This window comes from Sphingomonas sp. AP28, assembly GCF_056680455.1.
In genome coordinates, this window is the sequence record NZ_CM155283.1 from 1,500,117 (window position 1) to 1,525,928 (window position 25,812).

Here is a 25,812-nt window from a genome sequence, read left to right on the forward strand (position 1 = left end):
TTCAGGCGATTTCGAGAATGGCGGATTTCAGCTGTGCCGAACTCGGCCCGGCCATTATCGTAAACAGGCCCGGCTCGACGACCTCGCGCATGTCGACGTCCCACAGCGCGAAGGCATTGGGGCCGAGCGTGAAGCGCAACGTCCGCCGCTCGCCGGGCGCAAGCGTCACGCGCTCGAACCCCTTCAGCTCCATGACCGGCCGCGCGACCGACGAAACCTGGTCACGCACATACAGCTGCACGACCTCGTCGCCGGCACGCGGACCGATATTGGCGACGTCGACCTCGATCCCGACGCTGCCGGCGATGCCGATCTTCGCCGCCGACAGCCGCGGTGCACTCACCTCGAAGCGCGTGTAGCTGAGCCCGTAGCCGAACGGGAACAGCGGCGCCGTCTCCGCGAACAGATAACCGCGCTGGGTCGACAGCTTGCGGTTGTAGTAGAACGGTACCTGGCCGACTTCGCGCACCACCGTCACAGGCAGCTTGGCGCCCGGATTGATCCGCCCGAACAGCGCCTCGGCCATCGCGGTGCCGCCCTCCTGCCCCGGATACCAGCATTCGAGCACCGCGTTCGCTTTCGCCATCACGTTCGGCCAGCTCGGCGGACGGCCGTTGATCGCGGCGATCACGATCGGCTTGCCCAGCGCATGCAGCGCTTCGAACAGCGCGTTCTGTTCGCCCAGCAGGTCGAGCGTAGTGCGATCGCCGAGATGGTTCGCCGAGAACCCCTCGCGGCTGGTCTGCTCGGTATCGCCGATCGCCAGAATGATCGTGTCCGCCCCGCGCGCGACCTCGACCGCCTCGGCGATCAGCGCGCGGTTCTTGGCGGGATCGGCGAGCAGCACCGTGTCCTGCGACCGGTCCTCGCTCTGCGTGATGAACACGCCTTGCGCATGGACGATCGTCGCTGCGTTCCCCACGAGCGCACGCACGCCGTCGAGCAGCGACACTGTCTGGCGCGGCGGCGCGGAATAGCCACCGAGCCGCGCGATTGCCGCGTTGGGCCCGATCACGGCGATCTTGCCCTTGGGCGCGAGCGGTAGCGTGCCGTCGTTGGTCAGCAGGCACATCGATTTGCGGGCAGCCTCCAGCGCGACGCCGCGCGCTTCCGCGTTACCGGTCAGACGAGCGGCGACGCGGGGATCGACCGCCGAGTCCTCGAACAAGCCGGCACGGAACTTCAAGGCCAGCATGCGCGCGCAGGCGGCGTCGACCTGCGCGATCGGCACCGTCCCCGCCCGCACCTGCGCGGGCAGCGTGCGATAGGCGAGACCGTCGGGGAGCGCGCTGTCGACCCCGGCCGCCAGCGCGAGTTTCGCCGCCCCGTTGAGGTCGCGCGCGACGTGGTGGATCGTGTCGAGTTCCTCGATCGCGCCGTAATCGCTGACGATCGCACCCGAAAACCCCCATTCGCCGCGCAGCACGTCGCCCAGCAACCAGTGGTTCGCATGGCTCGGCACGCCATCAATCTCGTTATACGAGGGCATCACCGCGCCGATCCCGGTCCGCGTCACGACCGCGCGGAACGGCGGGAAGAAGCTCTCGCGCAGTTCGCGCTCACCGATCGGTGCGGGGCCGATATTGTTGCCGGCCTGAGGCTGGCCGTGGCCGGTCATGTGCTTCAGCGTCGCGAAGACCTTGCCCGGCGCCAGCGTCGTGCTGTCGCCCTGCAGCCCCTCAACCGCGGCGACCCCCATCTCGCCGCACAGATAGGGGTCCTCGCCGAACGTCTCCTCGATCCGGCCCCATCGCGGGTCGCGCGCGATATCGACGACCGGCGACAGCGAGAGGTGGCTGCCGTGCGCGCGCACTTCGCGGCCGATGATCGCCTGCCCGCGCCGCATCAGGTCGCGGTCGAAGCTGCCTGCCATGCCGATCGCCTGCGGGAACATCGTCGCGTCGGGCGCCATGTAGCCGTGCAGCGATTCCTCGTGGAAGATCACCGGGATGCCGAGCCGCGTGCCCTGTGCCCAGCGCTGGACCGCGTTGACGAACGCGATCGTCGAAGCCGTCCCTCGCCACGCGGCCCCGGTGCCGCCGGCCGTCACTGCGACCGACGGCCCGCCGCGCTTGTCGGACGGCCGCGTGACCTGCCCGAACCCCGCCGGATACGCCGCGGTCGCGCGCACCGGATCGAAATCAAGCCCACCCGGCACCATCACGTCAGCCTTGGTCGCCCACAAGGAAATGGTCTGGCCAACTTTCTCCTCTAGCGTCATGCGCGCCATCAGGTCGCGGACCCGAAGATCGACCGGCGCGTGGGGATCTCGGTAGGTGGGTGACGCGGTAGCGGCGTACGCAACGCCGGGAATGAGCCCTGTGATGGAGACCGACCCGAGCAGGCCAAAAAGGTCACGCCGCGTCGGCATCAAGGTCGGCGCACTCCCTGCTGTCTTCGTACCGCCCAAGATTATCTCCTAATGTGAAACGCGGCATTGCTGTCGAAGCCGTCGTCGTGATAGCGATAACATGGCTGATCATCCGCGATCCTGTCAATGTGGTGCGGAACGGCGGGAGAGGATTATGACGATATTCGACCGATGGATCGGTAAGTTCGTGCTTCTGTTCGGCGCCGTAATTGGTTTGACCGGACCGGCGCAAGCTGAGGACGGCTATGATCTCTGGCTGCGATATCCGGCTTCGGCGACGACAGGCGCGCGCGGTGCACCCGCGATCGAGGCGCACGGCGATACACCTACGCTAAAGGTGGCCGCCGCGGAACTACGCCGCGGCGTAGGTTTGTTCGGGACGAGCACGCTGCCGATCCTGCTGGCCACCACCAACGATCCCGACGTCGCAGCACTCCGCCTTCCCCTGGCAGCGCTCGGCGACGAGGGATACCGCGTCGGACCAGTCACGCTCGGCTCCCGCCGCGTGCTGCTCGTCACCGCCAACACCGATCGCGGCGTACTCTATGGCAGCTTCGCGTTGCTGCGACATCTCCAGACCGGCGGCAGCATCGACCGAATCGACGTGACCTCGACCCCGCGCGTGAAGCTGCGCGTGCTCAATCACTGGGACAATCTGGATGGCGTGGTCGAGCGTGGTTATGCCGGCGCGTCGCTGTGGGACTGGTGGACGCTCCCCGATTTCCGCGACCCGCGCTACACCGACTACGCGCGCGCCAACGCCTCGATCGGGATCAACGGCACTGTCCTCAACAACGTCAACGCGAAGACGGAAAGCCTGACCGCGCCGTACATCGCGAAAGCCGCCGCGCTCGCTGACGTGTTCCGGCCGTACGGGATCAAGGTATATTTGTCGGCACGGTTCTCGGCGCCGATCGAACTCGGCGGTTTGAAGACCGCCGATCCGCTCGATCCGCAGGTCGCCGCGTGGTGGAAGGCGAAGACCGACGAAATCTATCGCAGCATTCCCGATTTCGGCGGCTTTCTGGTCAAGGCGAACAGCGAGGGCCAGCCGGGCCCGCGCGATTACCATCGCAGCCATGCGGACGGCGCCAACATGCTCGCCGCCGCAGTCGCACCGCATGGCGGGATCGTGATGTGGCGCGCGTTCGTCTATGCCGAGACCGACCCCGATGACCGCGCGAAACAGGCCTATACCGAATTCAAGCCACTCGACGGCAAGTTCGCGCCGAACGTCATCGTTCAGGTCAAGAACGGCGCAATCGACTTCCAGCCGCGCGAGCCGTTCCATCCGCTGTTCGGCGCGATGCCCAGGACCCCGCTGATGATCGAGTTCCAGATCACCAAGGAGTATCTCGGCTTCGCAACGCACCTCGCCTATCTCGGGCCGCTGTTCGCCGAGACGCTCGGCAGTCAGACGATGCGGACGCCCGGCGAAACCGTGGCGAAGGTCGTCGATGGCTCGGTCGAAGGTCATAGACTTACCGGCATGGCGGGCGTGGCGAATATCGGCCGCGACCGTGACTGGGCAGGGTCAACGTTCAACCAGGCGAACTGGTACGCGTTCGGCCGGATGGCGTGGGATCCGACGCTCGGCGCCGCCCCAATCGCGCGCGAATGGGCGGCGATGACGTTCGCCCCCTCCCCCGCCGTCGTCGATCCGGTGGTCGCGATGATGATGGGATCGCGCGAGGCGGTAATCGACTACATGACACCCCTTGGCCTCGCGCACGTCATGGCGACGGGGCATCACTACGGCCCCGGCCCGTGGGTGGCCGACCTCAAGCGCCCCGAATGGAACCCGGTCTATTACCACCGCGCGGACAAGGCCGGGATCGGCTTCGATCGGACCAAGACCGGGAGCAACGCGGTTACGCAATACGCGCCCGAGCTTGCCCGCAAACTGGCCGATCCTGCGACTGCCCCTGAGCGCGACCTGCTGTGGTTCCACCATGTGCCTTGGACGTACCGGACGAACTCAGGGCGATCGGTGTGGGCGGAAATGGTCCATGATTACGATGCGGGCGTGGGCTACGTGGCCGGCATGCGTCGGCAGTGGGACGGCGTGAAGACCGAGGTCGATGCCGAGCGCTGGGTGAAGACCGCGACGTATCTCGCGGTTCAGGAGCGCGAGGCGCGCTGGTGGCGCGATGCCAGCCTTGCCTATTGGATGTCGGTCAACGACCTGCCGCTCCCGGCAGGGGCCGCGGCGCCAGCGCATGACCTGGCATGGTACAAGGCACAGCGCTTCCCGTACGCGCCCGGCAATCCGCAATAGCGGCGCGCTGACACTATACGAGAGGACGACAACGCGATGATGAGACGGTGGCCGGTAGCGCTGATGTTGGGCGCGCTGATCGTGACGGGCGCAGGCGCGCGGGACACTACGCCCGCTCGGGGCGCGCATTGGATTGCAACCTGGGGGTCGGCGCAGATGATCGCCGAGGGGGACAATGCGCTCCCGGCCGATCGGGCCGGTGCGATCACGCTGCGCCAAGTGGTGCGGGTTTCGGCCGGCGGTGAACGCGTACGCATCCGGCTTTCCAACGCGTTCGGCACGCGTCCCCTCGCGATCGGCGGTGCGCACGTCGCCCGATCGGTCGCCCCCGGTACGCCGCGGATCGAAGGCGACGCGCGGCTGACCTTCTCCGGCCGTAGCGACGCGGTCATCCCGCCCGGCGCGGAAATGTATAGCGACGCTGTCGCGTTGCCCGTCGCAGCCGGTGCAGACCTCGCCATCAGCCTATATCTCCCGGAAGCCGCAAGCCCGCAGACCGGCCACCCCGGCTCTCGCGCGAGGAGTTTCACGCTGGCCGGCAACGCGGTGGCGGACGCGACGTGGGCGGGCGCGACGCCGACGACGCACTGGTATGCGATCGCGGATGTCGAGGTCGCTGCGGCACCGACGGCGGGTACGATCGTGGCGATCGGCGACTCGATCACCGACGGTTACGGCGTTAAGCCCGAGCGCAACACCCGCTGGACCGACGTGCTCGCGCGGAGATTTCGCGGAACTACGGCGACGCGCGCGATCGGCGTCGTCAATGCGGGGATCGGCGGCAACCGCGTTCTGCTTGACGGACTTGGTCCCAATATGCTCGCACGATTCGACCGCGACGTGATCGCGCGCAGCGGCGTGCGCTGGGCGATCGTACTGGAGGGCATCAACGACCTTGGCGTCCTGACGCGCGAGGCACCCGCCACGCCTTCGCAACACGCGGCGATCGTCGCGCAGATTACTGCCGGCTTCTCACAGGTCGTCGCGCGTGCACATGCCCACGGGATCAAGGTGATCGGCGGAACGGTGATGCCGTTCGGCGGCAACACCTATTATCATCCAACCGCGGAGAACGAGGCGGATCGGCAGGCCGTCAACAGCTTCATTCGCACGTCCGGGGTGTTCGACGCCGTGATCGATTTCGACCGGTTGATGCGCGACCCGGCGCATCCCGATCGGCTGTCTCCTGCGTATGACTCGGGTGACCATCTGCACCCGTCCGAAGTTGGCTATAAGACGATGGGCGACGCCGTACCGCTAAGCCTGTTCGGCGGCTCGCGTGCGTCGGCCCGGTCGCGATCGGTGATTGGCGCTGCGGCCCCGGTGCCGGTCGGTCCTTCCGAGCGCGGCGTGGCCAAGGGGCCTGCCATCGCGATCACCTTCGACGATATTCCGGCACACGGGCCACTCATACCGGGGCAGACTCGGGTGGATGTGATCCGGGCGATTACCGAGGCGCTGGCCGCTGCGAAGGCGCCTGCTTTTGGGTTCCTGAACGCGGGTTTCGGGCTGGATGCGCCGGACGATGCTGCAGGGGCGATCGCGGCTTGGCGTGCTGCCGGACTGCCACTTGGCACCCACTCTTATTCGCATGCCAATCTCGACAAGGTCGGCGCGGCTGCGTTTTCCGCCGATGTGGTGCGGAACGAAGCGCCGCTTGCTACCGCCGCTAAGGGGACCGACTGGCACTGGTTTCGGTATCCGTTCCTTTCGGAGGGTAGCACGCCGGCAGTTCGCGACGCCGCCCGTGCCGACCTGCGGACTCGGGGTTATCGGGTTGCGGCGGTGACGATGAGCTTCAACGATTTCAGCTGGAACCCGGTTTATGCCGCCTGCTCGGTCAAGCGGGATGCTGGGGCCATCGCCAAGCTGGAGGCCAGCTTTCTGGGCGATGCGCGCGCTGCCGCATTGGCGGCACGGGCGCGGGCCAAGGCTCAGGTTGGGCGCGATATTCCCTATGTCCTGCTGATGCATGTCGGGGCGTTCGATGCGCGGATGCTGCCTAAGCTGCTCGCGCTGTACCGCGAGATGGGGTTTCGTTTCGTGACGTTGCCCGAGGCGGAAGCCGATCCCTATTATGCGCCCGCGGTCGACCTTTCGCTGCCGGGGCCGACGCCGTTGCTGGCTGGCCCGCCTGCCCTGCCCGCGTTGGCCGGTCCGCCGGCTGGCCGGTGTAGCTGACTACCGCCCCTCTCTCCCGCGGATCGGGAGAGAGGGGTTTCACGTCACTTCTTGTTAAGTGCTGCCTGTGCTGCCGCAAGGCGGGCGATGGGCACGCGGTAGGGGCTGGCGGAGACGTAATCGAGGCCGATCTTTTCGCAGAACGCGATGCTGGCGGGATCGCCGCCGTGCTCGCCGCAGATGCCGAGCTTGATTCCTGCCCGCGTTTTGCGCCCACGTTCGGCGGCGATCTCGATCAGTTCGCCGACGCCTTCGACGTCGATGCTGACGAACGGGTCCTTCGCGTAGATGCCCTGCTCGACATACGCGCCGAGGAAGCGCGAGGCGTCGTCTCGGCTGACGCCCAAAGTGGTCTGCGTCAGGTCGTTGGTGCCGAACGAGAAGAACTCGCCGACTTCTGCGATCTCACCGGCACGGAGGGCTGCGCGGGGGAGTTCGATCATCGTGCCGACGAGATACTCGATCGTCCGGCCCTTCTCGGCGAACACGGCCTGGGCGGCCTTGTCGACGACGGCCTTCATCAGCTCCAGTTCGCGGCGGGTGGCGACCAGCGGGATCATGACTTCGGGGATCGGGGCTGCGCCGGATTTTTCGGCGACGTCGACCGCCGCCTCGAAGATCGCGCGGGCCTGCATCTCGTAGATCTCCGGATAGGTCACCCCGAGACGGCAGCCGCGATGGCCGAGCATCGGGTTGAACTCGTGCAACTCCGCCGCGCGGCGCTTCAAGGTGTCGACGTCGACGCCCGCCGCAGTCGCGACTTCGGCGAATTCGGATTCCTCGTGGGGCAAGAATTCATGGAGCGGCGGATCAAGCAGGCGGATCGTCACCGGCAGGCCGGCCATCACCTCGAGGATCTCGGTGAAGTCCTTGCGCTGTTCGGGGAGCAGCTTCTCCAAAGCGACGCGGCGGCCCTTCTCGTCGCTCGCCAGGATCATCTGGCGGACGTTGGTGATGCGGCTGCTCTCGAAGAACATGTGCTCGGTGCGGCAGAGACCGACGCCCTCGGCGCCGAACTCGCGCGCAACGCGGCAATCTTCCGGCGTCTCGGCGTTGGCGCGGACTTTCAGGCGACGGACCTCGTCGGCCCACACCATTAACGTCGCGAAATCACCCGACAGTTCGGGCTGCACGGTCGCGACCGCGCCGATCATCACTTCGCCGGTGGTGCCGTCGATGGTGAGCAGGTCGCCCTCCTTCACCTCGCGGCCGCCGCAGCGCATGATCTTCGCCTTGGCGTCGATCGACAGCGTGCCGGCGCCGGAAACGCAGGGGCGGCCCATGCCCCGAGCCACCACGGCCGCGTGGCTGGTCATCCCGCCGCGTGCGGTCAGGATGCCCTTGGCCGCGTGCATGCCGTGAATGTCGTCTGGCGAGGTCTCGGTCCGGACGAGGATCACGGCGACGCCATCGGCAGCCTTCTTCTCGGCGGCATCGGCGTCGAACACGACCGCACCCGAGGCTGCACCGGGCGATGCGGGGAGGCCCTTGGTCAGCACATCACGGTGCGCCTTGGGATCGAGCGTCGGGTGGAGCAGCTGGTCGAGCGCCATCGGCTCGATGCGCAGGATCGCTTCCTCGCGGGTGATGAGACCTTCGTTGGCCATGTCGACGGCGATCTTCAGCGCGGCCTTGGCAGTGCGCTTGCCGGCACGCGTCTGGAGCATCCAGAGCTTGGTCTTCTCGACCGTGAACTCGATGTCCTGCATGTCGCGATAGTGATTTTCGAGCGTGTCGAACACGTCGGCGAGCTGGTGATACACCTCGGGCATCGCCTCTTCCATCGAGGCGGGCTTAGCGCCGGCGTCTTCGCGCGCGGTCTTGGTGAGGTATTGCGGCGTGCGGATGCCGGCGACGACGTCCTCGCCCTGCGCATTGATCAGGAATTCGCCGTAATAGGCGCGGTCGCCCTTCGACGGGTCGCGCGTGAACGCGACGCCGGTCGCCGAGGTGTCGCCCATGTTGCCGAACACCATCGCCTGGATGTTGACCGCGGTGCCCCAGCCGCCGGGGATGTCGTTGAGGCGGCGATAGACCTTCGCACGCTCCGACTGCCACGAGCCGAACACCGCGCCGACCGCGCCCCAGAGCTGGTCGTGGACGTCCTGCGGAAAGGGCTTGCCCCAGAGCTTCTCGACGAGGCCCTTATACTCCGCGACGAGTTTGCGCAGGTCGTCGGCCGAGAGTTCGGTGTCGAGCGTGAAGCCCTGATCTTCCTTGGCAATCTCCAGCGCTTCCTCGAACGCGCCATGATCGAGTTCGAGGACGACGTCGGCGTACATCTGGATGAAGCGGCGATAGCTGTCCCAGGCGAAGCGCGCGTCCTCGGACTTGGCGGCGAGGCCTTCGACGGTCTCGTCGTTGAGGCCGAGGTTGAGGACGGTGTCCATCATCCCCGGCATCGAGGCGCGGGCGCCGGAGCGGACCGACACGAGCAATGGGTCGGCGGGATCGCCGAACTTCTTGCCGGTGACGCCCTCGATGTGCGCGAGGCCGGTGGCGACCTCGTCGCGCAGGCCTTGCGGGAACTGGCCGCCCTCGTCGTAATAGACCGCGCAAAAATCGGTCGAGATCGTGAAGCCCGGCGGGACCGGCAGGCCGATCGACGCCATCTCGGCGAGGTTCGCGCCCTTGCCGCCGAGCAGGTTCTTGTCGCCCTTGCCGCCATCCGAAACACCGCCGCCGAAGCGATACACATATTGGGTCATGGTCGGTCCTCTAAGTGTTTGTTTTTACCCGCAAGACGGCGCGGAAGTGCACAAAGTGCAGACGCTGGGAGCATCTGCACTTCGCCTCAAATCACCCCTCGATCTTCGAGAAATCCGCGACGTTGTGCACTGCGGCGCGGACTCGCTCAAGTAGCGCGAGACGAGCGGATCGCTTGGCGGGATCGGAATCGTTTACGATAACGCTATCAAAGAACGCGTCGATCGGGGCTCGGAGAGACGCGAGCGCGGCCATCGCCGCGGCGAAATCCTCGCGTGCGATCGCGGCCGTTGCGCGGGGTTCGGCGGAGTCGAGCGCGGTCATCAGCGCGGTCTCTGCGGGTTCGGGGGTGTAGGACAGCGTTTCCTGCTCCTGCTCCCTCTCCCCTGCGGGGAGAGGGTCGGGGTGAGGGGCAGTACCGAGCGCTGCACTGCTTGGCAGCCCCTCACCCCTACCCTCTCCCCGCAGGGGAGAGGGAGCAGAAGGCGCTTCCTTCTTCAAAATATTGGCAGCGCGCTTGTAGCCGGCGAGCAGGTTCGCGCCGTCCTCGGTGGTCACGAACGCCTGAAGCGCGTGGACGCGCGCGAGCAAGCGGACGAGATCGTCCTCGCCACCGAGCGCGAACACCGCGTCGATGAGGTCGTGACGGACGCCGGCTTCGCGTTGCTGGACTTTGAGGCGGTCGATAAAAAATGGAATAATCTCAAACGCGGATTCCACTAGCGCGTCCGCAACACCTACTGGAATTAAATCCTCGCGCAATTTTGCAACATACTGCTGAACATCAAAGTTTTCAGCATCTAAGCCGCTACGCTTCAATGCTGCGAAATCACGTTTAATATCTACGTCAAAACCAGCCGTGACTAGCGGCCGCAGAAGATCGGGCAGGTAGTCAGACTGTAAAAACGTCGCCAACGGTAGCCGTATGTTATTCCTTTGAAGGAGGGCGAGGGTTCCGAGCGCTGCTCGCCGTAAAGCAAAGGGATCCTTCGAACCCGTCGGTATTAATCCGAAGGCAAAAAATGCCACAAGCGTATCAAGCTTGTCCGCCAGCGACACGGCCACCGTTACCGGGTCGGTGGGGACGTCGTCGCCTTGGCCGACCGGCTTGTAGTGGTCGCGGATGGCGGTGGCGACGGACGGGTGCTCGCCCTGCGCGGCGGCGTAGTAGCCGCCCATCAGGCCTTGCAGCTCGGGGAACTCGCCGACCATGCCGGTGACGAGGTCTGCTTTTGCGAGGCGGGCTGCGCGGTCGGCGAGGGTAGCCAACTCACTGCTCCCTTCCCGCTTGCGGGAGGGGTCGGGGGAGGGGCTAGCCTCAAACGCGGCGGTGGTGGTTGCGTCAAGCCCTCCCCCGACCCCTCCCGCGAGCGGGAGGGGAGCAGAAGCAGAAGTGACTATGCCCTCCTCTACCAGCCAGCGGGCGAGTTTCGCGACGCGGTCGACCTTGTCGGCTACGGTGCCGAGCTTTTCGTGAAAGACGATCTTCGACAGCTTGTCCGCCTGCTCTTCGAGCGGGACCTTCAAGTCGGTGTCGTAGAAGAACTTCGCGTCGGACAAACGCGCTGCGAGGACCTTGCGATTGCCCTCGACGATCTTCGCGCCGCCGTCGTGCGCGGCGATGTTAGCGGTACAGACGAACGCGTTCGCCAGTTTTCCATCGGCCCCGCGGCAGACGAAATATTTCTGGTTCACGCGTGCGGTGAGCTGGATCACCTCGGGCGGGACGTCGAGAAACGCGGGGTCGAACTGGCCGAGCAGGGGGATCGGCCATTCCGTGAGGCCTGCATTCTCCGCGACGAGGCCTTCGTCCTCGATGAGTTCGAGCCCGGCCTGCGCGGCGGCTTCGCGGGCGTGGTCGCGGATCAGCGTGGCGCGTTCGTCGTGGTCGACGATGACGTGGCAGGCGCGCAGTTTCTCGACATAGTCGTGCGCGCCACCGATCGTGATCTGGTACGGGTGGTGGAAACGGTGACCGAGCGTGGCGGCGCCGCTGGCGATGCCGGCGATCTCGAACGGCACGATCTCTTCGCCGAGCAGCGCGACGATGCCTTGCAGCGGGCGGACCCACCGGAGCGATTCAGTGCTGGCCGACGCATCCCCCCAGCGCATCGACTTCGGCCACGGGAACGCGCGGACGATGGCCGGGATCGCCTCGGCGAGCACAGCAGCGGTGGCGCGGCCGGGCTTCTCGGTGACCGCGAACAGCGTGCCGTTGCGGTCTATCAGTTGCTCGCGGGTTAGGCCGGTTTTGCGGAGGAAGCCTTCGAGCGCCTGGGGCGGCGCGGAGGTCTTGGGGCCTTTGGTTTCCTCGGAGACGGCGGCGGTCTCGAGCGGCAGGTCGCGCGCGATCAGCGTCAGGCGGCGCGGGGTCGCGTAGGTGACGATGGCGCTGGTGGCGATGCCGGCCTTGGCGAGCTCGACGGCGAACAGCCTGGCGAGGTCTTCACGCGCCTTGGACTGCATCCGGGCGGGGATTTCTTCGGAGCGGAGTTCGAGAAGGAAGTCGGTCATTTGGGTTCGCACGCGAAGAAGAGAGAAGGGGTTTCGCGCAGAGGCGCAGAGGCGCGGAGGAGAATGGTAGAAGAGAAGGTTGGAGCGGTTGCGCTGCGCGCGACCAACTGACGCCGCAGGCGTCTTTCACCATGCCGAAGCCGGATCGCAGGTCGATATGCCGACTCCATTTCCTTCTGCTCCGCGCCTCTGCGCCTCTGCGCGCAAAAACCTTCTTGTCGACAAACAGCCATCACGCCGCCCATCCGTGCTTGTCCATCCAGGCGGCGCAGGCGCCTTTGGCGAGGTCTCGGACGCGGCCCATATAGGCTTGGCGTTCCGCGACCGAGATTACGCCGCGGGCTTGCAACAGGTTGAAGATGTGGCTGGCTTTGATCGCCTGCTCGTAGGCCGGGATCGGGAGCTTGGCGGAGAGGCTGTTCTCGCATTCCGCTACGTGCTTGCGGAACTGGTCGAACAAGGAATACGTGTCGGCGATCTCGAAGTTCCACTTCGACATCTCCTGCTCGTTCTCAAGGAACACGTCGCCGTAGGTCACGCCGGCATCGTTGAACGCCAGGTCGTAGACCGAGTCCTTGTCCTGGATGTACATCGCCAAGCGCTCCAACCCGTAGGTGAGTTCGCCCGCGACGGGCTTCATGTCGAAGCCGCCCATCTGCTGGAAATAGGTGAACTGAGTCACCTCCATGCCGTCACACCAGACCTCCCAGCCGAGCCCCCAGGCGCCGAGCGTGGGGCTTTCCCAGTCGTCCTCGACGAAGCGGATGTCGTGCTTCAGCATGTCGATGCCGATCGCCGCGAGGCTGCCGAGGTAGAGTTCCTGCAGGTTCGCGGGGCTCGGCTTCAGGATGACCTGGTACTGGTAATAATGCTGAAGCCGGTTGGGGTTCTCGCCGTAGCGGCCGTCGGTCGGGCGGCGGCAGGGCTGCACGAACGCGGCGTTCCACGGTTTCGGCCCGAGCGCGCGGAGCGTCGTGGCGGTGTGGAAGGTGCCCGCGCCCATTTCCATGTCGTAGGGCTGCAGGATCAGGCATCCGTGTTCGCTCCAGTAATCGTGGAGCGTGAGGATCATGCGCTGGAAGCTAAGAGGCTTTATCGTTGGCTGGATCTGGGGTTGGGTCACGCGCGGGCTTTGGCGGATGGGGGTGCGGGAGGCAAGTGGTGCGTTAAGGTCCGGCGTCCTACATGGGCTGCACCAACGATAAGGATGCCCTCCCCTTGAAGCTGTTTTCGAAGATCGTTTCGTTCCGATCCGCGCTCTCTGCCATCGCCATGGCGTTCGCCCTGCCCGCCTGTGCGCAGGTCGCGCCGAAGCCTGTGCAAGCCGCGAACGATGCCGATCCGGCCTTGTGGGTGGTGAAGGACAAGGACACGACGATCTATTTGTTCGGGACGATCCATGTGCTGAAGCCCGGCATGACGTGGTTCGACGAGGCGGTGAAGACTGCGTTCGATCGCTCGCAACAGGTGGTGCTGGAGCTGGTGATGCCGGATCCGGCCAAGATGCAGTCGCTGGTGATGGCGACCGGCGTGTCGAAGGACGGCCCGACGCTGACCGAGCAGCTGCCCGCGGACAAGCGCACGGCGTATGCGAAGGCGGTGACCGACCTGGGCTTGCCGGCGAATGCGTTCGATCGGTTCAAGCCGTGGCTGGCGGCGACCAACCTGTCGATCGCACCGCTGTCGAAGCTTGGCTATGATGCGGCGAACGGGCCCGAGCAGGTGATTACGGCGGCGGCGAAGGCTGCGGGGAAGCCGGTGATCGGGCTGGAGACCGCGGAGCAGCAGCTCGGGTATTTCGGGGGGCTTTCGCAGACCGCGCAGATCCAGTTTCTGGGGAGCACGATCGACGAGTTGCCCAAGCTCGAGAGCACGATGGCGACGATGGTCGACGAGTGGGCGAAGGGGGATCCTGAAGCTTTGGCGAAAGAGATGAACGACAGTTTGAAGGACTCGCCCGAGGTCGCGAAGGTGCTGCTGGTGGACCGTAATGCGCGGTGGGCCGAGTGGGTTGCGAACCGGATGAAGTCGCCGGGCACGGTGTTTATCGCGGTCGGTGCGGGGCATCTGGCGGGTAAGGACAGCGTTCAGGCGCAGTTGGCGAAGCTTGGGGTGCAGGCTGAGCGGGTCAAGTATTGATGCCACTAGATCCCTCTCCCTCCGGGGAGAGGGAGGGGCCCGCTGCGAAGCAGTGGGAGGGTGAGGGCACGGTCGGCCGCAAGCGCGTGCCCTCACCCTTCCGGCGCAAGCGCGCCTCCCTCCCTCTCCCCCGGGGGGAGAGGGGTAGAATTGCTTTTCTCCCCTACTTCCGCTATGCGCCCGCGCTTCCGGTCCATGGTCATCCCTGGAGGCGTGGGCGGGAAGGACAACAAACGAGTTTCGGAGAATATTGATGAGCGACCAGTTGACGCTCGCAGCCGAGACGCGTGACCGGGTTGGCAAGGGAGCCTCCCGGGCGCTGCGTCGTGATGGCCGCGTGCCTGCCGTGATCTACGGCCTGAACCAGGAACCAACCTCGGTTCACCTCGAGGAAAAGGCGCTGATGAAGGCGCTGATGACCGGCCACTTCATGAATTCCGTCGTGATGGTCAACGGCGTGCGCACGCTGCCGAAGGACGTCTCGTTCCATCCGGTTTCGGATCGCCCGATCCACGTCGATTTCCTGCGCATCGGCGAGCATTCGACCGTGACGGTCGCGGTGCCGATCGCGTTCACCGACGAGGACGACGCACCGGGCATCAAGAAGGGCAAGGGCGTCCTCAACATCACGCGCCACGAGATCGAGCTGGTCGTCGACGCTTCGGACATCCCGAGCGAGATCACGATTTCGCTCGCCGGTCTGGAGATCGGTGATTCGATCCACATCAGCGACGTGAAGCTGCCCAAGGGCGCGACGCCTGCGATCGACGACCGCGACTTCGCGATCGCAACGATCGTGCCGCCGACCGTGCCGACCGTCGAGGACGAAGAGCTCGAGGCTGAAGTCGCCGAAGCACAGGCTGCCGAGGCTGCTTCGGACGAAGAGCCGGTCGTTGAGCCGAACGACGACGACAACCACGACGACAAGATCACGCCGCAGAAGAAGGACTGAGGGTTCAGCCCTTCGTCTTAGGATGATCTGGCGGGCGGGAAAGCTAGGGCTTTCCCGCCCGTTTCGTTTTATGGGGCTTGCCCTCCTGTTCCCTCGCGAACGCGGGGACCCAGGATCAAGCAGCGCCGCCGCCCGTTACCCTGGGCTCCTGCGTTCGCAGGAGAACACGGTTGTTTGGCCGACGCGGTCTTTTGGAGAATCACACGTGCAGATCTGGGCGGGACTCGGCAATCCGGGGGCGCAATATGCGATGCACCGGCACAATGTCGGGTTCATGGTCGCCGACGCGATCGCCGAGGTGCACGGCTTCGGCGCGGTCAAGAAGCAGTTCCAGGGCTGGACCCAGGAGGGGCGGATCGGCTCGACCAAGATCCTGCTGCTGAAACCCGCGACCTTCATGAACGAGAGCGGCCGCGCGATCGGTGAGGCGCTGCGCTTCTACAAGCTCGGCGTCGAGGCGCTGACGGTGTTCCACGACGAGCTCGATATCGCGCCGTTCCGCGTGAAGGTGAAGACCGGCGGCGGGACCGCGGGTCATAACGGGCTGCGCTCGACCGACCAGCATCTGGGGCCGGAGTTTCGCCGGGTGCGGTTGGGGATCGGGCATCCGGGGCACAAGGATCGCGTCACCGGGTACGTGCTCGGCAATTATGCGAAGGCGGAGATCGAGCCGTTGAGCGACATGCTCGGCGCGGTCGCGGCGGAGGCCAAGTGGCTGGCGGAAGGCGACGACGTCCGCTTCATGAACGATGTCGCGTTGAGGATGCAGCCATGACCACCCGCTCCCTGTTTGCCACGCGGTTCTACGAGGCCGATCTCGGCGACGACGATCTGGTCGAGGAACTCGAGGACGCCGCGCTCGAACTGGCGAAGGCGGATCGCGCTGGAGTCGCGTGGTCGAAGGCGCATGGGTATCGCGGGTATACGTCGTATGCGTCGCTGAACGACCTGCCACTCCGCGATCCGCGGTTCGGGGATCTTGTGCGGTTGTTGAACAAGCATGTCGCGCAGTTCGCGAAGGATTGCGCGTTCGATCTCGGCGGGCGAAAGTTGAAGCTGGACAGTCTTTGGGTGAACGTCCTGAAGCCTGGGGGCGCGCATTCGGGGCATATTCATCCGCATAGCGTCGTGTCGGGGACGATGTATGTGGCGATTCCGGAAGGGGCCGGGGCGTTGAAGCTGGAGGATCCGCGGCTGCCAATGATGATGGCGGCGCCGACGCGGCTGGAGAATGCGGCGGAGGATCTGCGGACGTTCGTCTATGCCGAGCCTAAGCCGGGGAGTGTGTTCTTGTGGGAGAGCTGGTTGCGGCATGAGGTCGTGCCGAATGCCGCCAAGGGCGAGCGGATCAGTATTAGTTTCAATTATCGGTGGTGATTGGGGCGGGCGGGCACTGTGCTTGAAATGGCACCACCCCGGCGAAGGCCGGGGCCCAGTTGGGAAACGTCGCTAACGAAGGACTGCCTTGCATCAGATTAGCCTTCCCACCTGGGCCCCGGCCTCCGCCGGGGTGGTGATGTTTTGGAAGCATTCGACGCCTTCTTACCCCCTCCCCTTCAGGGGAGGGTTGGGGTGGGGCTTGGCCGCACATGCATGCGCTCGCGGCACTGCCCCACCCCGACCCTCCCCTGAAGGGGAGGGAGTTGGGGGCGGCACTCGTTGAGCACCGCCCCCTGCCTAATCAGGCCGCCTTCATCGTCGCCATGTCGATGACGAAGCGGTATTTCACGTCGCTCTTCACCATGCGCTGATACGAGGGTTCGATCTCGTCCATGCGGATCATCTCGATGTCCGACACCAAGCCGTGCTCGTTGCAGAAATTGAGCATCTCCTGCGTCTCGGCGATGCCGCCGATCAGCGAGCCGGCGATCGCTCGGCGCTTGAAGATCAGATTGCCGACCGAGGGCGACGGATGCGCGTGCTCGGGGACGCCGACCAGCGTCATCGTGCCGTCGCGCTTCAGCAACGCGGTGAAGGTGTCGAGGTTGTGGCTCGCCGCGACGGTGTTCAGGATGAAGTCGAAGCTGTTGGCGTGCTCGGCCATCGCGGCCTCGTCCTTCGACACGATCAGGTCCTTCGCGCCGAGACGCTTGGCGTCGTCGCGCTTGTTCGGCGAGGTCGAGAACACATAGACCTCGGCACCCATCGCGTTGGCGATCTTGACGCCCATGTGGCCGAGACCGCCGAGACCGACGATGCCGACCTTCTGGCCGGGGCCGACCTTCCAGTGCTTGAGCGGCGAGTACGTCGTGATGCCGGCGCAGAGCAGCGGTGCGACCGCGGCGAGGTCGGCTTCGGGATGCGAGACCTTCAGCACGAAGCCCTCGTCGACGACGATCTTGTCCGAATAGCCACCGAACGTGTGGCCGCCGAGCACGGGATCGGGGCCGTTGTACGTGCCGACGAAGCCGGTGGTCTCGCAATATTGCTCCTCGCCGTCCTTGCACGACGGGCACTCGCCGCAGCTGTCGACCATGCAGCCGACGCCGACGACGTCGCCGACCTTGAACTTGGTGACGTCGCTGCCGACGGCGGTGACGTGGCCGACGATCTCGTGGCCGGGGACGCAGGGGTAGAGCGTGCCTTCCCACTCGCCCTTGGCGGTGTGGAGGTCGGAATGGCAGACGCCGCAGAACGCGATGTCGATGGCGACGTCGGTCTTGCCGGGTTCGCGGCGCTCGAAGCTGAACGGGGCGAGCGGTGTTTCGGGGGATTGCGCGGCGTAGCCGTGGGCGGTCGTGGTCATGGAATTCGTGATCTATCTCAAGCTGGACTCGGGATATAATCGTCGACCATATGATAACTACCGTTCGGTATGATTATTTTGCTGCACTGCGGCAATCGAGTGGGTCGATCAGGACTTCCGTCCAAATCAGAAACCACCCCGGCGGAGGCCGGGGCCCAGTTGGAAAGGTGGCAATAACGGCGTGCCGACCTTCCGTTAGCGACGTTGCCCAACTGGGCCCCGGCCTTCGCCGGGGTGGTGGAGATAATTGAGGTGGCGCCGATGATGCGCGCAGGCGTCCTCCGCTGGCCTTCCTTCGCGCCCTGCCCTAAAGCGCCCGCACATTCTTATACCAAGGGCATATCATGGGTTTTCGCTGCGGCATCGTGGGGCTGCCGAACGTCGGCAAGTCCACTCTCTTCAACGCGCTGACCGAGACGGCCGCGGCGCAGGCGGCGAACTATCCGTTCTGCACGATCGAGCCGAACGTCGGTAACGTCGGCGTGCCCGACAAGCGGCTCGACGCGCTGGCCAAGATCGCCGGATCGCAGAAGATCATCGAGACCCAGCTCGGCTTCGTCGATATCGCCGGGCTGGTGCGCGGCGCGTCGAAGGGCGAAGGGCTCGGCAACCAGTTCCTCGGCAACATCCGCGAGGTCGACGCGATCGTCCACGTGCTGCGCTGCTTCGAGGACGGCGACGTGACGCATGTCGACAACAAGGTCGATCCGATCGCAGACGCCGAGACGGTCGACACCGAGCTGATGCTGAGCGACCTCGAGAGCCTTGAGAAGCGCGTGCCGAACCTCGCCAAAAAGGGCATGCAGGGCGACAAGGAAGCCAAGATCGGCGCCGCCGTGCTCGGCCAGGCGCTCGAACTGCTCCGCGAAGGCAAGCCCGCGCGGCTGACCGTGCCGAAGGATGAGGACGAAGCGCGCGTCTTCGCGCAGGCGCAGCTGCTGACGGCGAAACCCGTGCTGTACGTGTGCAACGTCGACGAGGGCGATGCCGCGAACGGCAATGCACTGTCGGCGCGCGTGTTCGAGAAGGCGAAGGCCGAGGGCGCGGAAGCGGTCGTGGTGTCGGCGGCGATCGAGGCGGAAATCGCGACAATGCCGGCGGAAGATCGCGGCGAGTTTCTCGGCGAACTGGGGCTGGAGGAAACCGGCCTCGCGCGGGTCATTACCGCGGGCTACAAGCTGCTCCATCTGCTAACCTTCTTCACGGTCGGCCCGAAGGAAGCGCGTGCCTGGACCGTCCACGAGGGCGCGACCGCACCGCAGGCCGCGGGCGAGATCCACGGCGATTTCGAAAAGGGCTTCATCCGCGCCGAGACGATCGCGTTCGACGATTTCATCGCGCTGGGTGGGGAATCGAAGGCACGCGAGGCGGGCAAGCTGCGCGCGGAAGGCAAGGCGTATGTCGTCCACGACGGCGACGTGATGCACTTCCTGCACAGCTGAGGGTTCGGCGGCGGTGGCGGGTTAGCGATAGTTTTCGCAGGCTATCCCGTCGCCATCACCGTCCATGCCGGCACGATATCCCGGCTGACCGCGGTGTAGCGGCGCGGCCCCCGCCGCCCGCACTTCGCGGCATCCGCTGTAGAGTACCGAGCTTTCCGTCCCGGAGTTGGTGGAACGGCGGGCCGTTGGCGATGATCCCAAAGCAGGTCGAACGACGTTGTAGGGCTCGGCGTCGGCGGCTCGCGGGGCAAGCGCGACAGTGCGTCGCCGCGCAACCGGCGGCGCAGCAGTCGCCAAGTCGGGGACCGCCTTGGTATCGACGATAGCCGGGGCAGGAACGGGCTGCGGCTCAGTGGCTTTCCAAACACCGGCAAACATCAATGTCGAGGCGATCGCCGTGACCGCGATAAAGGAACGCTCCATGACGCCACCATACGGGCGTAGTGGTTGACGAATATTTACCGGCGGTTGCTATCGCAGGGGCGAAACAGCAAAGACGTGATGTCTGCTATGGGAAGGATTGCGGACGTTCCGCGTTGTAGCGCAGGCTTACATAAACGGCCATTCAGGTGTGCCGGCAGAGTAGACCAAGTTAACTACGTAGCGGCTCGATAGCGGTTATCCAGGCTACGAAGTCCGGATTTTCGACAGGTTCATCGTCGGCACCGAGTTGATAGCGGTCCCGATCCCCCGGATCGATCGCGTCGAGAACCGGAGCCATGGTGAACGTCTCTCCATTTGTCCGCAGCAGCTTTATACCAGCTGTGATGGAAACGCTTTGGACTATTCCAAAGATTTGTTCTCGCCTTTTAACGACGCCATTATGGTCGACAAACGTTAAGCCGACGTATAGCGTCGATCGCACCAGATCGCTTGCCAACTCTGTATCCCAGCCCTCTTCGGGATCGATCTGTTCGTATCGATTATTCTCATCGTCCGCCGACCAGCTATCTTCCGCGTTTTTCATCAGCAGCAATCCCAGTTGGCGTACTACGTCGATTTAGCGCCTCTGTCGGGAACGATGAACGAACGGCGACTTTGAGGCAATTATTCCGCGCGATTGAGTGTCCGCAGTTGAGCGCTAGCCGTCGGTCTTGGTATGGTCAGACAAGGCCAGCGGGCGTCTTGCGGTCTTGCGGCCTGCTGCGGCGACTATGACGGCGCTGGACAAGAGGATGCTGGATACGAGGGCGCCGACCGATAGCAGGCCGACGGTTGTTACCGAGGCGTCGAAGGTGGTGCGCTTGCCGATCCTGATCGAGACTTTGGCGGCGGGGGCGCTTGAGGTTTTGGTTCGTTCGGGGTGTTTTGGGATCTTCATGGGTCGAGGCTGAACCTTTCGCGGCTTTCGGGCAAGGCTGCGCTTTGGCGCCACGAGCGGTTTGCCGGGTTCGGGGGAGAGACTGCGATGTTGTGGCGGGTCGTGCGGGAGGGTAGACCGGCGGCATGCTCGCGCGCCTGATCCTGGCTTTGCTCCTTGCTGCGTTTGCGTTTCCTGCGGTGGCGCCGGCGGCGTGTCATGATGCGTCTGCTTCGCGCAGGCATGCCGTCGTCATGGACATGGCGGCGATGCGCGGGACGCACGCGGCAATATCGGGCCATCGGCCGGATCACGAGGCGCCCGACCGGAAGGCTACGCCGCTGCATGGGTGCATCGGGTGCGTGCCGCCTTCGAACTGGAATACCGCCCGGGTGCTCGGCGTGGCGTTGCGGGAGCCGGCTATGGTTACCGAGCGGGTGGCGGTGCTGGATCTTGGAACTGGCGTCGCGCCGGCTTTGCGGCCTCCGCGAGAGGCTTGATCGTCGGGTGCTGAGGCACCGTGATTTTTAGGCTTTTCCAAGGATATAACGATGACTCGATCGAGGTTTCTCGCAGCTGGGGCCGTGAGGGCGATGCTGCTTGCGGGCGGTGTCGTGGGGGCGGTGTTGCCGGTTGGTGCGGTGGCACAACATGCCATGGCCATGCCGGGCATGACGATGCCTGATGCGGCTCCCAGGAAGACGGTGAAGGAGGCCAAGCCGCGGCCGGTGGTTAAGCGTTCGGGTGTGCGTTCGGCTGCTCCGTCGGCTCACGCGTTGCAGCCGGGGAGTGCTGTCGATCATTCGACGATGGACCATTCGGCGATGGGCCACGCTGCTCCGGTCGCTCCTCCGACTTCGGCCACATCGTCTGCGATGCCCGAGGCTATCTCCGGCATGGATCATGCGCAGACGGATCACGCCGCGATGCCCGGGATGGCGATGAATCATGGCGCGATGGGGCATGCGATGATCGCCGACCCCGCCTATCGCGCGGCGTCCGATGCGGCGCTGGCGAAGATGCCGGCGGGTTCGGCGATGGCGGGGATGGCGATGGGGACGTCCGCCGGCTTCTACAGCCAGGGGAGCGGGACGTCGCGGCTGCCGGCCGCGGAGGGGCCGATGCGCGGGTATATGGCGCAGGTCGGCGAGTGGATGCTGATGGCGCATGGCTATGCGTGGGGCGTGGCGACCGACCAAGGGGGGCCGCGCGGGAAGAGCGAGGCGTTCGTGCAGTCGATGGCGATGCTGATGGCGGATCGCGACCTGGGCGACCGGTTTCACATCCAGCTGCGGACTATGAACAGCCTCGAGCCGCTGATGGGCGCGCGCGGCTACACCAATCTGTTCGCGACCGGCGAGCTGGCGAACGACCGGCCGCTGGTCGATCGGCAGCATCCGCACGACCTGTTCATGGAGCTTGCCGCGAAGATCGATTACCGGCTGGGGAACGGCGACACGCTGTTCCTGTATGGCGGGCCGGTCGGCGAGCCGGCGCTGGGGCCGAGCGCGTTCATGCACCGCGGGTCGGCGCGGTATCAGCCGATGTCGCCGATCACGCATCACTGGTTCGATTCGACGCACATCACCTACGGCGTGGTGACGGCGGGGTATGCGACCCCCGCGTTCCAGCTGGAGGCCTCGGCGTTCAAGGGGCGCGAGCCGGACGAGCATCGCTGGAATATCGAGACGCCGCGGCTCGATTCGTGGAGCGTGCGGGGGACGTGGACGCCGTCGCCGTTCTGGGCGGTGCAGGTGAGCCATGGGCGGCTGAAGGAACCCGAGGCGCAGCATCCGGGGGAGGACGAGAACCGCTCGACCGCGAGCGTGCAATATGCGCGGGGCGGGCTGGCGACGACGTTTGCGTATAGTCTCAAGGACCGGGTGCCTGGGGAGAAGCTTAGCGCGTTCCTGGCGGAGGCTACGTACGAGCTTTCGGCTCGCCATGCGGTGTTCGGCAGACTCGAGAATGTGGCGAACGACGAGCTGTTTCCGGATGAGGGCGATCCTCTGCACGATCGGAAATTCCGGGTGACGAAGGCGGAGGTCGGGTATGCGTACCGGGCGCCGATCGTCGGACCGCTTGGGTTGGCGCTTGGCGGGACCGTCGCTGCGTATGCGAAGCCGGCGGCGTTGGAGGCGGCGTATGGGAAGACGCCGGTGAGTTGGACTTTGTTCAGCAAGCTGGCGGTGGGGCTGTAGGCTGCATAACATCGGACAGCACCTCTTGTTCTCCCGCGAAGGCGGGAGCCCAGTCTGGGTCCCCGCCTTCGCGGGGAAACAAGCGAGGATAAGTTCGCTCCGCACGGATCGCTTTCTCTCATCGTTCGTGCCGAGTAAGGATCGCGCGAAGTCGCCACCTGCTCGGGACGAACGGTTATGATGAAGACGGCTGTGCTCGCATTTCTAGGGCTGACGCTCGCCGGGTGTGCGTATCCGTATACGCCCCCTGCCCTTGCGCCGATTACTGCGCCTGCTCCGACCACGACGGCGGCGGCTGCGATGCCGGGCGAGACTCGGGCGCCGGTCACGATTCTCGTGTCGATCGATGGGTTTCGACCGGATTATCTTGATCGTGGCGTGACACCTAACCTCAACCGGCTGCGTGCGGGCGGGGTGTTCGCGAGCATGCGGCCGTCGTTTCCGAGCATCACCTTTCCCAATCACTGGACTCTGGTGACTGGGCTGCGGCCCGATCGCAGCGGGATCGTCGGTAACAAGATGGAGGATCCGGGGCGGCCGGGAGAGACGTTCACGATGGCGACCGACGATCCGTTCTGGTGGAGCGAGAGTTCGCCGATCTGGGTCGATGCGGAGAAGGCGGGTATCCGGACTGCGACGATGTTCTGGCCGGGCGCGAACATCGCGGTCGGGGGGACGGCCAAGCCGAACAGCCATGGTGCGATCGAAGGCGGGACGCGGCCGGAGGATTGGCAGCAGTTCAACCAGCAGGTTTCGGGGACGCAGCGGGTCAACGTGGTGCTCGACTGGATGCGGCGGCCGGCCGCGATCCGCCCCAAGCTGGTGACGTTGTATTTCGATACGGTCGACAGCGCGGGTCATGCGGGTGGGCCGGACAGCGCGGGCGTGACGCAGGCGGTGGCGGATGTCGATGCGAGCATCGGCGCGCTGGTCGATGGGCTGGCCGCGCTGGGGCAGCGGGCGAACCTGGTGATCGTCGCGGATCACGGCATGGCGGCGACGAGCAGCACGCGGGTGGTGGCGCTCGACGCGATTGCGGACAAGGCGGATTATCGCACCGTCGAGACGGGGCCGTACGCGACCCTGTTCGCGCTGCCGGGGCATGAGGCGGCGTTGGAGGCGCGGTTGCTGACCCGCCACGATCATCTGCAATGCTGGCGGAAGGGAGAGATTCCGGCGCGGTTCCATTATGGGCGCAATCCGCGCGTGCCGAGCTATCTGTGCCTTGCCGATGTCGGCTGGCGGGTCGATCCGAGCGCGCCGACCAAGGCTTCGATCGGCGGGATGCACGGCTATGACAACATGGCGCCCGAGATGCGCGCGCTGTTCATCGCCAACGGGCCGGCGTTCGTGGCGGGCAAGACCATTCCGAGCTTCGACAACGTCGCGATCGAGCCTCTGCTGCGTGATCTGATCGGGTTGCCGGCCGAAGCGGGGCTGGACGGCACCGCCGCACCCTTTCAGAAGGTGCTGCAACGATAAGAGGAGAGGTTGTGCAGTATTTCGAGGATATCGAGGTCGGTCGGACCGCGTCGTTTGGTTCCTACGCGGTTACGCGCGAGGAGGTGATGGACTTCGCCGCGAAATACGATCCGCAGCCGTTTCATCTGTCCGACGAGGCCGCGGCGCAGACGCATTTCGGGCGGTTGTCGGCGAGCGGCTGGCATACGTGCGCGATGGTGATGTCGATGGTGGTCGCGAACCTGAAGGAAAACCAGCAGGCCGGGCTCGGGTCGCCGGGGATCGACGAATTGAAGTGGGTAAAGCCGGTGTATCCGGGAGATACTCTGCGCTGCGAGACCGAGATCCTGGAGAAGCGCGTGTCGGCAAGCCGGCCGGAGATGGGGATCTTGAAGAGCCGGATGCGGGTGTTCAATCAGGACGACGTGATGGTGATGACGTTCGTGTCTAATGGGTTAGTAGCTACCCGCCCTGCTGGCACGCCGACCGGTTGATTGGCGGTCGATCGCCCCTCACGTATTCCGACTCTTCGTCTGACGTTGGTGTTTTTTACGCGAAGGCGCGAAGGCGCTAAGAGAAGATTTGTTCACGCGGAGACGCGGAGGCGCGGAGAGATTTAGGATGGCAGAGCTTCGTCGAGGGGTTTCCTGTCGCGAAGAGTGGACCGTGCCGTTCCTGAGCTACTCTCCGCGTCTCCGCGCCTCCGCGTGAAAAACTAGTCCTTCTCTTCGCGCCTTCGCGCCTTCGCGTGAACCAAACCTGCTCTAGTTACTGCGCCGGACGACCGCCGCCGCGGTTGCCACCGCCCTGACGTCCGCCACCGAAGCGCTGTCCGCCGCCGAAACGCTGACCGCCGCCGCCGCGATTGCCTCGGAACGCGCCGTCGCCACGGTTGCCGCGGAAGCCGCCTTGGGCCTGGGGCTGCTGCGGGTTGGTGACCTGGCCGGGCTGAGCCGGCTGGCCGGGTTGACCGAACTGGCCGCGATCGGGACCACGGCCACGATCCCAGCCTTGGCCGGGACCTCGGCCGGGACGGCCGTTGCCGAACTGGCCCTGACCGGGTGTACCGGGATTGCCCTGGTAGCCTGGACGGTTGCCACGCCAGCCTCCGTCTCGGCCGCCATTGCCGCGGTTGCCAAATCCGCCCCAGTTGCCGCGACCGCCGTCGTTGTGGTTGCCGCGATATTGCTGGCGGCCCTGCCAATAGCGCTGCTGGTTGCCGTTCCAGCGGTGCGGGCGACGGTAGCGGTCGTAGACGTACACGCCCGAGCCGGGATAATAATAATCGCCGCTCCAGCCGTAATAGGAGTTCAGGCCGCCATAGCCGGCGAAGCCATCATAGCCGCCGCCATAGCCTGCGCCATAATAGCCGTCGCCGTAGCCACCACCGTAATAGGGGTCGCTGGCATAACCGACGCCTGCGCCGCCATAGCCGTAACCGTCAGTGCAGCCTGCGACGCCTAGTCCGAGACCCAAGGCTAGGCCGATAATGCCGAAGCGCTTCATAAACATGGAAGTTCT

General features: G+C 65.4%; 20 protein-coding genes. 11 read left to right on the top strand and 9 right to left on the bottom strand.

Annotation, left to right across the window (positions count from 1 at the left end):
• Position 1: 1 nt before the first annotated feature.
• Positions 2-2,371, bottom strand: coding sequence for a glycoside hydrolase family 3 N-terminal domain-containing protein (locus AC1MH0_RS06770; RefSeq protein ID WP_480965693.1), 2,370 nt, complete (start codon positions 2,369-2,371; stop codon positions 2-4).
• A gap of 154 nt (positions 2,372-2,525) precedes the next feature.
• Between AC1MH0_RS06770 and AC1MH0_RS06775 the strand changes: the two genes are divergently transcribed.
• A complete protein-coding gene (locus AC1MH0_RS06775) occupies positions 2,526-4,649 on the top strand; it encodes an alpha-glucuronidase family glycosyl hydrolase (protein WP_480965254.1) in 2,124 nt (707 codons plus the stop codon).
• A 36-nt stretch (positions 4,650-4,685) separates the two neighbouring features.
• On the top strand, positions 4,686-6,830 hold the full coding sequence (locus AC1MH0_RS06780) for a GDSL-type esterase/lipase family protein (RefSeq protein WP_480965255.1): 2,145 nt from the start codon (positions 4,686-4,688) through the stop codon (positions 6,828-6,830).
• Positions 6,831-6,874: 44 nt separating this feature from the next.
• Here the strand turns inward: AC1MH0_RS06780 and ppdK are convergent, their stop codons facing one another.
• From ppdK to AC1MH0_RS06795, 3 genes are all read right to left on the bottom strand, one after another.
• A complete protein-coding gene (ppdK, locus tag AC1MH0_RS06785; RefSeq protein WP_480965256.1) occupies positions 6,875-9,538 on the bottom strand; it encodes a pyruvate, phosphate dikinase in 2,664 nt (887 codons plus the stop codon).
• A gap of 91 nt (positions 9,539-9,629) precedes the next feature.
• Positions 9,630-12,050, bottom strand: coding sequence for a glycine--tRNA ligase subunit beta (gene glyS, locus AC1MH0_RS06790; protein ID WP_480965257.1), 2,421 nt, complete (start codon positions 12,048-12,050; stop codon positions 9,630-9,632).
• Between the two features lie 232 nt (positions 12,051-12,282).
• A complete protein-coding gene (locus AC1MH0_RS06795; RefSeq protein ID WP_480965258.1) occupies positions 12,283-13,122 on the bottom strand; it encodes a glycine--tRNA ligase subunit alpha in 840 nt (279 codons plus the stop codon).
• A 200-nt stretch (positions 13,123-13,322) separates the two neighbouring features.
• On the opposite strand from AC1MH0_RS06795, the gene AC1MH0_RS06800 reads away from it, so the two are divergent.
• The 4 genes from AC1MH0_RS06800 to AC1MH0_RS06815 all read left to right on the top strand — a co-directional run bounded on the left by AC1MH0_RS06800 (position 13,323) and on the right by AC1MH0_RS06815 (position 16,518).
• Positions 13,323-14,189, top strand: a complete 867-nt coding sequence (locus tag AC1MH0_RS06800) for a TraB/GumN family protein (protein ID WP_480965694.1) — start codon at positions 13,323-13,325, stop codon at positions 14,187-14,189.
• A 253-nt stretch (positions 14,190-14,442) separates the two neighbouring features.
• Positions 14,443-15,141: a 50S ribosomal protein L25/general stress protein Ctc gene (locus tag AC1MH0_RS06805; protein WP_480965259.1), complete on the top strand. Its 699-nt coding sequence runs from the start codon at positions 14,443-14,445 to the stop codon at positions 15,139-15,141.
• Positions 15,142-15,346: 205 nt separating this feature from the next.
• The gene (gene pth / locus AC1MH0_RS06810; RefSeq protein WP_056488650.1) at positions 15,347-15,916 is read left to right on the top strand and encodes an aminoacyl-tRNA hydrolase; all 570 of its coding nucleotides are present in this window, start codon (positions 15,347-15,349) and stop codon (positions 15,914-15,916) included.
• The gene (locus AC1MH0_RS06815; protein WP_480965260.1) at positions 15,913-16,518 is read left to right on the top strand and encodes a TIGR02466 family protein; all 606 of its coding nucleotides are present in this window, start codon (positions 15,913-15,915) and stop codon (positions 16,516-16,518) included. The genes pth and AC1MH0_RS06815 overlap by 4 nt, the downstream gene beginning before the upstream one ends.
• Before the next feature lie 304 nt (positions 16,519-16,822).
• Here the strand turns inward: AC1MH0_RS06815 and AC1MH0_RS06820 are convergent, their stop codons facing one another.
• Complete coding sequence (locus tag AC1MH0_RS06820; protein ID WP_480965261.1) at positions 16,823-17,887, bottom strand: NAD(P)-dependent alcohol dehydrogenase; 1,065 nt, start codon at positions 17,885-17,887, stop codon at positions 16,823-16,825.
• Positions 17,888-18,231: 344 nt separating this feature from the next.
• On the opposite strand from AC1MH0_RS06820, the gene ychF reads away from it, so the two are divergent.
• Positions 18,232-19,329: a redox-regulated ATPase YchF gene (ychF, locus tag AC1MH0_RS06825; protein WP_056047251.1), complete on the top strand. Its 1,098-nt coding sequence runs from the start codon at positions 18,232-18,234 to the stop codon at positions 19,327-19,329.
• A gap of 21 nt (positions 19,330-19,350) precedes the next feature.
• On the opposite strand, the gene AC1MH0_RS06830 is transcribed toward ychF, so the two are convergent.
• From AC1MH0_RS06830 to AC1MH0_RS06840, 3 genes are all read right to left on the bottom strand, one after another.
• The gene (locus AC1MH0_RS06830) at positions 19,351-19,752 is read right to left on the bottom strand and encodes an excalibur calcium-binding domain-containing protein (RefSeq protein ID WP_480965262.1); all 402 of its coding nucleotides are present in this window, start codon (positions 19,750-19,752) and stop codon (positions 19,351-19,353) included.
• Between the two features lie 169 nt (positions 19,753-19,921).
• A complete protein-coding gene (locus tag AC1MH0_RS06835; protein WP_480965263.1) occupies positions 19,922-20,296 on the bottom strand; it encodes a hypothetical protein in 375 nt (124 codons plus the stop codon).
• A 114-nt stretch (positions 20,297-20,410) separates the two neighbouring features.
• Positions 20,411-20,650, bottom strand: coding sequence for a hypothetical protein (locus tag AC1MH0_RS06840; protein WP_480965264.1), 240 nt, complete (start codon positions 20,648-20,650; stop codon positions 20,411-20,413).
• A 125-nt stretch (positions 20,651-20,775) separates the two neighbouring features.
• On the opposite strand from AC1MH0_RS06840, the gene AC1MH0_RS06845 reads away from it, so the two are divergent.
• From AC1MH0_RS06845 to AC1MH0_RS06860, 4 genes are all read left to right on the top strand, one after another.
• A complete protein-coding gene (locus AC1MH0_RS06845) occupies positions 20,776-21,129 on the top strand; it encodes a hypothetical protein (RefSeq protein ID WP_480965265.1) in 354 nt (117 codons plus the stop codon).
• A gap of 51 nt (positions 21,130-21,180) precedes the next feature.
• Positions 21,181-22,830 carry a hypothetical protein gene (locus AC1MH0_RS06850; protein WP_480965266.1) on the top strand — a complete coding sequence of 550 codons (1,650 nt, stop codon included), beginning with the start codon at positions 21,181-21,183 and terminating at the stop codon, positions 22,828-22,830.
• Between the two features lie 177 nt (positions 22,831-23,007).
• Positions 23,008-24,312 (top strand): alkaline phosphatase family protein, encoded by a 1,305-nt coding sequence (locus tag AC1MH0_RS06855; protein WP_480965267.1) that lies wholly within the window; start codon positions 23,008-23,010, stop codon positions 24,310-24,312.
• A gap of 11 nt (positions 24,313-24,323) precedes the next feature.
• Positions 24,324-24,785 (top strand): MaoC family dehydratase, encoded by a 462-nt coding sequence (locus AC1MH0_RS06860; RefSeq protein WP_480965268.1) that lies wholly within the window; start codon positions 24,324-24,326, stop codon positions 24,783-24,785.
• A gap of 274 nt (positions 24,786-25,059) precedes the next feature.
• On the opposite strand, the gene AC1MH0_RS06865 is transcribed toward AC1MH0_RS06860, so the two are convergent.
• Positions 25,060-25,803: a hypothetical protein gene (locus AC1MH0_RS06865; protein WP_082453166.1), complete on the bottom strand. Its 744-nt coding sequence runs from the start codon at positions 25,801-25,803 to the stop codon at positions 25,060-25,062.
• Positions 25,804-25,812 lie beyond the last annotated feature (9 nt).